Annotated in this window: 10 protein-coding genes; 3 read left to right on the top strand and 7 right to left on the bottom strand. The window is 66.0% G+C overall.

The window, feature by feature from the left end; genetic code table 11:
• Window positions 1–822: PDR/VanB family oxidoreductase (locus DYI24_RS17740; RefSeq protein ID WP_164573237.1), on the top strand; the 822-nt coding region annotated here is incomplete at its 5' end.
• Window positions 823–945: 123 nt separating this feature from the next.
• Here DYI24_RS17740 and DYI24_RS17735 read toward each other — a convergent pair.
• The 4 genes from DYI24_RS17735 to DYI24_RS17720 all read right to left on the bottom strand — a co-directional run bounded on the left by DYI24_RS17735 (window position 946) and on the right by DYI24_RS17720 (window position 3,598).
• Window positions 946–1,230: a hypothetical protein gene (locus DYI24_RS17735; RefSeq protein WP_107345380.1), complete on the bottom strand. Its 285-nt coding sequence runs from the start codon at window positions 1,228–1,230 to the stop codon at window positions 946–948.
• Window positions 1,231–1,370: 140 nt separating this feature from the next.
• Window positions 1,371–1,967, bottom strand: a complete 597-nt coding sequence (locus DYI24_RS17730; protein ID WP_107356404.1) for a GNAT family N-acetyltransferase — start codon at window positions 1,965–1,967, stop codon at window positions 1,371–1,373.
• Window positions 1,968–2,130: 163 nt separating this feature from the next.
• Window positions 2,131–3,060 carry an SMP-30/gluconolactonase/LRE family protein gene (locus tag DYI24_RS17725; protein WP_164573236.1) on the bottom strand — a complete coding sequence of 310 codons (930 nt, stop codon included), beginning with the start codon at window positions 3,058–3,060 and terminating at the stop codon, window positions 2,131–2,133.
• 151 nt (window positions 3,061–3,211) lie between these two features.
• A complete protein-coding gene (locus DYI24_RS17720; protein WP_164573235.1) occupies window positions 3,212–3,598 on the bottom strand; it encodes a hypothetical protein in 387 nt (128 codons plus the stop codon).
• 114 nt (window positions 3,599–3,712) lie between these two features.
• Here DYI24_RS17720 and DYI24_RS17715 point away from each other — a divergent pair, with 114 nt between their 5' ends.
• Window positions 3,713–4,054 (top strand): GIY-YIG nuclease family protein, encoded by a 342-nt coding sequence (locus tag DYI24_RS17715; protein WP_107345383.1) that lies wholly within the window; start codon window positions 3,713–3,715, stop codon window positions 4,052–4,054.
• Window positions 4,055–4,455: 401 nt separating this feature from the next.
• Window positions 4,456–4,758, top strand: coding sequence for a hypothetical protein (locus DYI24_RS17710; RefSeq protein WP_164573234.1), 303 nt, complete (start codon window positions 4,456–4,458; stop codon window positions 4,756–4,758).
• A 136-nt stretch (window positions 4,759–4,894) separates the two neighbouring features.
• On the opposite strand, the gene DYI24_RS17705 is transcribed toward DYI24_RS17710, so the two are convergent.
• The 3 genes from DYI24_RS17705 to DYI24_RS17695 are packed head-to-tail and all read right to left on the bottom strand — an operon-like array spanning window position 4,895 to window position 7,038.
• Entirely contained in the window at window positions 4,895–5,149 is a 255-nt protein-coding gene (locus tag DYI24_RS17705) for a DUF3297 family protein (protein WP_012497047.1), read from the bottom strand.
• Window positions 5,146–5,622: a glutathione peroxidase gene (locus DYI24_RS17700; RefSeq protein WP_164573233.1), complete on the bottom strand. Its 477-nt coding sequence runs from the start codon at window positions 5,620–5,622 to the stop codon at window positions 5,146–5,148. The genes DYI24_RS17705 and DYI24_RS17700 overlap by 4 nt, the downstream gene beginning before the upstream one ends.
• An 18-nt stretch (window positions 5,623–5,640) precedes the next feature.
• A complete protein-coding gene (locus tag DYI24_RS17695) occupies window positions 5,641–7,038 on the bottom strand; it encodes an amidase family protein (protein WP_164573238.1) in 1,398 nt (465 codons plus the stop codon).
• Window positions 7,039–7,047: the final 9 nt, after the last annotated feature.

Raw genomic sequence — 7,047 nt, 5'->3', positions numbered from 1 at the left:
TACCCGCTGGGCGGCGCGCCGGAACAGGGGCGCCTGCGGATCGCGGTGCGGCTCGCCGGTGACAGCCGTGGCGGATCGCAAGCGATGTGGGCGCTGAAGCCGGGTCAGCGGATCGACATCACCCATCCGACCTCCCTGTTCGAAATCGATTGGAGCCGCAAGCACTACGCGCTGATTGCCGGCGGCATCGGTGTGACGCCGATGCTCGGGATTGCCGCGGCGCTTGCCCGGCGTGGCACTGAGCTGACGATGCACTACGCGGTGAAATCGCGCAGCGACGCCGCGCTCCACGACGAGTTGCGCAGCCTGCTCGGCGACCGGCTGCGGCTCCATGCCGGCGACGAAGGCACCCGGCTCGACCTCGACGCCACCTTCCGCGCGCTTCCCGAAGGCGCGGTGGCGGTGCTGTGCGGCCCGCTGCGGATGCTGGAGGTGGCCCGCCACGCCTGGCATCAGGCCGGCCGCCCGGCGAGCGATCTGTGCTTCGAGACCTTCGGCTCCAGCGGCCGGCTGCCGACCAGCGGATTCCGCGTCCGCATCGCCGCCACCGGCAGCGAGATCGTGGTGCCGCGCGACCGCTCGATGCTGGACGCGCTGAACGCCGCCGGCTTCGAGGTCATCTCCGATTGCGAACGTGGCGAATGCGGCGTCTGCGCCGTCGATGTCACCGCCGTCGACGGCGAGATCGACCACCGCGACGTGTTCTTCAGCGAGCATCAGAAGCACGACAGCGGCAAAATGTGCGCCTGCGTCTCCCGCGCCCGCGGCACGGTGACGATCGACACCTTGTACCGGCCGGATCAGTTGCCGGGGGCTGCGTAGCAGCGCATCTCTCGCGTCATTGCGAGGAGGCGAAGCCGACGAAGCAATCCAGGAGCCCCGTGCATGGAGCCCCTGGATTGCTTCGCCTTCGGCTCGCAATGACGAGAACCGCCGACCTGAGACTCAGCGCCAACCTTCGTGGACGTCGATCGGCTGATCACAGACCCAATCCGGTCGCAGCATCACTTGGCAGCCTTTGTCGAACGGCAGCAGTCCGACGCGGCGCTGATCCTGCATGATTTCGATCGACCAGGTCCGCGGCACTTCCGGATGCACCTGGACCAGCCGCTGGATCACCCCGGCGGCGAACAGCGTCGCATCGATATCGTCGGCGAGCGCCGCGCCGTCGTGGCCCGGGCCATCGACGCGGTTGATCGGATCGCGGACATGAAATCGATAGAACGGCATAGCAGTAGAATGGCGTCGGCGAAGGCCTCGCAAAATGACGCAGATCAAACGAGACCCATTGGGGGCGCTATTCTTTTGATCATCAGCCGATTAGCAAGCAGAATCTTGATAAAAATCAAGGGAACCCGCGCCCCGCGGGCTCAGCGGCCGGGCTTGTCGAACAGTTGATAGTTCAGATGCGCCTTCACGGTCGGCCATTCCGCGGCGATGATCGAATACACCACTGTATCACGTAGCGTTCCATTCGGTGCGATCTGGTGATTGCGCAGGATGCCGTCCTGCTTGGCGCCGAGCCGCTCGATCCCGCGCCGGGACTGATGGTTGAAGAAGTGTGTACGGAACTCGACCGCGATACAGTCCAGTTTCTCGAACGCATGTTGCAGCAGGAGCAATTTGCATTGCGTGTTGAGTCCGGTCCGCTGCACGCGGGACGCGTACCAGGTGGAACCGATCTCGACGCGGCGATTGCCGGCATCCACGTTCATGTAGGTGGTCATCCCGGCGATGTTGCCGGCCGCATCCTTGACCGTCCACGGCAGCATCGCGCCCTGCGCCTGAAGCGCCAGCCGCCGCGCAATCTCCGCTTCCATCTTCTCGGGAGCAGGCACGAACGTGTACCAGAGCTTCCACAGCTCACCGTCCCGCACCGCCTCGGTCAGACCGTCGCAATGCGCCGGCTCCAGCGGCACCAAGGTCGCATGCGGGCCGCTGAGGGTGACGGGTTCGAGCCAGGGCATGTCAGGTCCTCTTCAAGAATTGGCAGCGGTGCCTTTCATACGCCATTGCGAGGAGCGAAGCGACGAAGCAATCGAGCTTCGTGCGCAGCGCTGGATTGCTTCGCGGAGCCTGTCATCGGGCCGGCCGAAGGCCGGACCGATGGCTCGCAATGACGACGACTCGCTACTTGTTCAGAAAATTCAACGGCAGACCGGGCCGCGACCAATCCATCGCGATCAGTTCGCCCTTGCCGGACAGGGTGATGTAGGCGGTCTTCAGATCGGGGCCGCCGAAAGCGATGTTGGTGGTGACGCGGTCGCCGGTCGGCACCTGCTCGACCAGCGTGCCGTCCGGTGCGATCACCGAGATGCAACCGGACACCAGCGTGGCGACGCAGACATTGCCGCCGGCCTCGACCGCCAGCGAATCGAACATCTGATAGCCGCCGAGCCCGCAGATCGGCTTGCCCTTCTCGCCGCGATAGATCACGTCGCGCGGCTTTACCTCGCCCGGCGCCGACAGATCGAACGCCCACAACCGGCCGGTCGGGGTTTCGGCCGCATACATCGTCGCCTCGTCCGGCGACAGGCCGATGCCGTTCAGCGGCAGCGTGCCGAACACCTGCTCGGTGATCTCGGTCATGCCGGGCTTGATGTAGTAGGCGGCGCCGACGTCCATGTCGCGGGCGCGGCGCTTGCCGAGATCGGTGAACCAGAGGCCGCCGTGCTGATCGAACACCAGATCGTTCGGCCCCTTCAGCGGGTGCTCGCCGCATTTGTCGAACAGCGTTTCGACTTGGCCGCTCTGCAGATCGACCCGCTGAATCGAGCCGCCGATATACTCATGCGGCGCCGGCGCGCCGGGCATCATCGTGCCACGCGACGGAAACCAGCCGAAGCCGCCGTTGTTGCAGATGTACATCTTGCCGTCAGGGCCGAGTGCCGCACCGTTCGGCCCGCCCGGCACCTTGGCGACGACTTCCTTGCGCCCGTCCGGCCACACCCGCGTCAGTTGCTGGGCGCGGATCTCGACCAGCACCACCGAGCCGTCCGGCATCACCACCGGTCCTTCGGGAAACGCCAGATCGGTGGCGAGAACGCGGACGTTGGACATGGTTTTCTCCCGAGATGTTTGTTGTGCGCGGGAGATGAGACTCCCCCGCGCTTATTGTCTCGGGAACGAGTTGTAAGTCATGTCGTCGCGGCTTGCCAAGCAAGCGCGATAATTCCATCGAGCGGCAGACGCCGGAGAAGACAGCGCGGAACTACTTCGCGTCGGCCTTCGGCGGCGTTGCGTCCTTCGACGGCGATGCATCCTTGGACGGCGTCGCATCCTTGGCCGGCGCAGGCTCGCTTTTGGTCGGCTTCTGCGCGGCTTGTAGTTCGGACAGCTGCTTCTGCAGCGCCGCTACCGCGGCACTCAGCGCGGCGATCTGCTCGCGGGCCGCATCGAGCTTCTGCTGCTGATCGAGCCGCGCCTTGTCGAGGCTCTTGTGCAGGAAGTCGACATTGCTCTGCAGGCAGCTGGTGCGCCGCTCCATGGTTTTCTCCACGGTGCAGATCTCGATGCCCGGCACGTCCTGGGCGGTCGCGGCCGGGCTCCACAGCAGCGGCGCCAGCAGCGCCAGCGCGATCATCGGTTTGCCGGCCATCATCGTCTCCTTCGGTTGCATCAGGGGGCAGCGAAGCCGCTGGCGCGCCGGCCGTCAACCGCTCCATCCCGCGGCGGATTGCCGGACTCAGGCCGGCCGTGCGAGGTTCGCGCCATGCAGGAGGCTTCCGCCGAAGAAGAGTGCTTCGTCTATGTGCTCGGCTGCGCCAGCGCCGGCCGCTATCTCACCTATGTCGGCTGGACGCTCGATCTCGACCGCCGCCTCGCCCAGCACAACGCCGGCACCGGCGCGCGATCGACCCGCGGCCGCGCCTGGGTGCTGATCCATTCGGAGCGCTTCACCTGCCGCCGCGACGCGATGAGCCGCGAGTGGCATCTCAAGCGCGACCGCGCCTTCCGCCGCCGCCTCGCCGCCGAAGCGCAAGCGCGCGTCGCCAAAGCGCCGAAAGCCCGCAAGACTGTCCCAGCGCGTAACAAGACGCGTGATCGATCTTAACCTTTGGAACGCGGCCTGAACGAAGCGGGCCCGAATCACTGCGAATCAGCTCGCGACACGAACTCCGCACCAGATCTCGTGCGAGCTGGCACAGCGACGGCACAACACCTGCTGCGGCTGTTAGCGCGCGAAGCTGCGACCATGGCTAAATGGGTTAATACTTGCGCTCGTGCGCTCTGCCTTCGCTGACGTCCTTGTGGATGCAGCGCGTCAACGCGTGAGCCATCGCGGTGGATCGCGTGTCCCCGAATGCGACACCGCGCCTGCACGACCTTAACGTTTCGAACGCGGCAGAACGAACCCAGCCCGAATCACTGCGAATCAGCTCTCGCAGTCGTGCGCTCCCTAGATCTCGGCGCCGCCGAGACGATCCAGCACAACACCTGCACGCGCGTGTTCACGTGACCGCGCTGATCGCGGCAAAAGTCGTTAACGCGCGGCCGAGCGGTGCACGGCGAGCTTCGCTTGCCGGCGTTGCAGAGATCGTCACCGAGTGCGCGCGTGCATTCCCACCGGCGTTGTCCCCGGATGCGACACTCGCCGTGCTCGATCTTAAGTTTTGGAACGCGGGCGGAACAAAGCACCGACGAATCAGCGCGAATCACATGCTCGCGCGGGGCCGACACCAGATATCGCCGTGGGCCATCGCGGGTGCGCGCAACATCTGTGCGGCGATGTTCTCGCGAGAGATCATTCCCGCCTAATCGTCGTTAACGTTCAAGCGCAAAACGGACGCGCCAACGCACGCCGGCGCGCGGAAGCGCACCAGCGGGCGGCATTGCTGCAAGGTGATGAGAAAAGTCCCGGCCGCGCGCGGAGCGCCAGCCGGGAACGCGAAGCTCAGCTGCGCGGGCGGATATACGGCTCGACCGGGCCGTGAACCTTGATCGCAAGCTGATTGCCGAAGCGATCCTTGGCAGTGCCGGCGGCAACGCGGATCCAGCCCTCGCTGACGCAGTATTCGATCACGTTGGTCTTGTCCTGCCCCTTGAAGCGGACGCCGACGTCGAGCTCGAGCAGGTCGGCGTTGTAGTAAGGGCTGGAAGGCTCGATCGACAGGCGATCGGGCAGTTCAATGTTCTGAGTGTCGGTCATAGCAAGGTCTCGATCTCTTTCGAAAGCGCCTCCGGCGTGGTGGTCGGCGCATGCCGCGATACCACGCGCCCGGACCGATCGACCAGGAACTTGGTGAAATTCCATTTGATCGCCGAGCCGAGCAAGCCGCCCTTTTCGTCCTTCAGAAACTTGTACAGCGGATGCGCGCCGGCGCCATTGACGTCGATCTTGGCGAACATCGGGAAGCTGACGCCGTAATTGGTCGAGCAGAACTGCGCGATCTGGGCCTCGTCGCCGGGCTCCTGGGCGCCGAACTGGTTGCACGGAAAGCCCAGCACCGAAAAGCCGCGCGCGCCATATTTCTGCTGCAGCGCTTCGAGGCCTTTGTATTGCGGAGTGAAGCCGCAGGCGCTGGCGGTGTTGACGATCAGCAGCACCTTTCCTTCGAAGTCTTTCAGCGCGACGTCTTTGCCCGCCAGCGATTTGGCGGTGAAATCATAGATCGACGCCATTGTCCCCTCGCTTCCGTCTCAAGCCATCGGATCGATCGGCGACGGCGGCGCGCCGCCGGCCTCGACCGCTTCGCCCGCGAGCAGGCACAGATCCTCGCGATAGCGTCCCGACACCACCTGCACGCCGACCGGCACGCGGCCGACCATCCCGGTCGACACGGTGAGGCCGGGCAGTCCCATGAACGGCAGCCCGACCTGCGGCATCTGCGCCGCCCACACCCGCTTGAACGATTCCTCGTCCTTCAAATCGAGTCGCTGCGGGAACGGCAGTTCGCCGCACACCGGCATCAGCAGCACCGCATAGCTTTCGAAGAAGGTCTGCCAGTCGCGCGTCAGCGTGGCGCGGCGGGTGAGCAGCTTCGAGTAGCTGGCGAGATCGCCGATCGCCTTGTCGCGGTTGCCGTGCAGACACGCCAGCGCGCCTTCGTCGCCCTCGCGCTCGGCAGCATCCAGCATCGCTTGATAACCGTCGCCGAGCCAGAACTGCGCCTGCAGCTCCGCAGCCTCGCGCAGCGGCGGCGTGTTGGCGATCTCCTCGACGATCCAGCCGGCGGCTTCGAGCCGGCGCGCGGCGTCTTTCAGCGCATCGCGGACTTCCGGCACCACCGCAAGATCGTCCGGCGCGATGCACAGCGCGGCGCGCTTGTCGCGCGGCGGGCCCTCGAGCGGCGCCGGCACCCACCACGGATCGCGCGCGTCCGGCTGCGCCAGCGCCTGCAGTCCAAGCCGCACATCGGCGATCGTCCGCGCCAGCGGGCCGGAGACGGCGCTGATCTGCGGGCAGATCGGCCGCTCCGGCGACGACGCGTTGAAGGCCGCAACGCGGCCGATGGTCGGGCGCAGTCCGTGCACGCCGCAGGCATAGGCTGGATAACGCACCGAGCCGGCGATGTCGGTGCCGTGCGCAATCGCGCCGATTCCGGCTGCGACCGCCGCAGCGGCGCCGCCGGACGAGCCGCCCGGCGTGATCGAGGAATCGCGCGGATTCAGCGTCTCGCCGTGCAGCTTATTGGAGGTGAACCAGCGATAAGAAAACGCCGGCGTGTTGGTGCGGCCGATGATCACCGCCCCGGCTTTGCGCAGATTGTCGACCACCGGATTGTTGGTCTTGGCGATCCAGTCGCGCTGCAGCGTCACGCCGTTGGTGGTGGCAAAGCCCTGCTGATCGACATTGACCTTCACGGTCACCGGCACGCCGGCGAGCACGCCGGGCGCGTCGCCTTTGGCGAGCGCGGCATCGACTGCATCGGCCTGCGCCAGCGCGTCCTCGGCCTTGTGATCGACCACCGCATTGATCGCAGGATTGACGGCATCGAGCCGGCGCAGCGCGGCCTCGGCCACTTCGCGCGCCGAGACGCGGCGGCTGCGGACGAGATCGGCCAGTTCAGTCGCGGGAAGGCGCCAGATGTCCTGCATGATCACTCC

Origin of the sequence: Rhodopseudomonas sp. BR0C11 (assembly GCF_010820945.1) — a bacterium.
In the GTDB taxonomy this organism is placed as follows: Bacteria; Pseudomonadota; Alphaproteobacteria; order Rhizobiales; family Xanthobacteraceae; genus Rhodopseudomonas; species Rhodopseudomonas palustris_H.
This window is presented reverse-complemented; position numbering and strand designations above follow the sequence as displayed.

Coding starts and splice junctions, on each gene's coding strand:
- DYI24_RS17735 (WP_107345380.1), bottom strand. CDS start 1,230: ATGCCGTTCTATCGATTTCATGTCCGCGATCCGATCAACCGCGTCGAT.
- DYI24_RS17730 (WP_107356404.1), bottom strand. CDS start 1,967: ATGCCCTGGCTCGAACCCGTCACCCTCAGCGGCCCGCATGCGACCTTG.
- DYI24_RS17725 (WP_164573236.1), bottom strand. CDS start 3,060: ATGTCCAACGTCCGCGTTCTCGCCACCGATCTGGCGTTTCCCGAAGGA.
- DYI24_RS17720 (WP_164573235.1), bottom strand. CDS start 3,598: ATGGCCGGCAAACCGATGATCGCGCTGGCGCTGCTGGCGCCGCTGCTG.
- DYI24_RS17715 (WP_107345383.1), top strand. CDS start 3,713: ATGCAGGAGGCTTCCGCCGAAGAAGAGTGCTTCGTCTATGTGCTCGGC.
- DYI24_RS17705 (WP_012497047.1), bottom strand. CDS start 5,149: ATGACCGACACTCAGAACATTGAACTGCCCGATCGCCTGTCGATCGAG.
- DYI24_RS17700 (WP_164573233.1), bottom strand. CDS start 5,622: ATGGCGTCGATCTATGATTTCACCGCCAAATCGCTGGCGGGCAAAGAC.
- DYI24_RS17695 (WP_164573238.1), bottom strand. CDS start 7,038: ATGCAGGACATCTGGCGCCTTCCCGCGACTGAACTGGCCGATCTCGTC.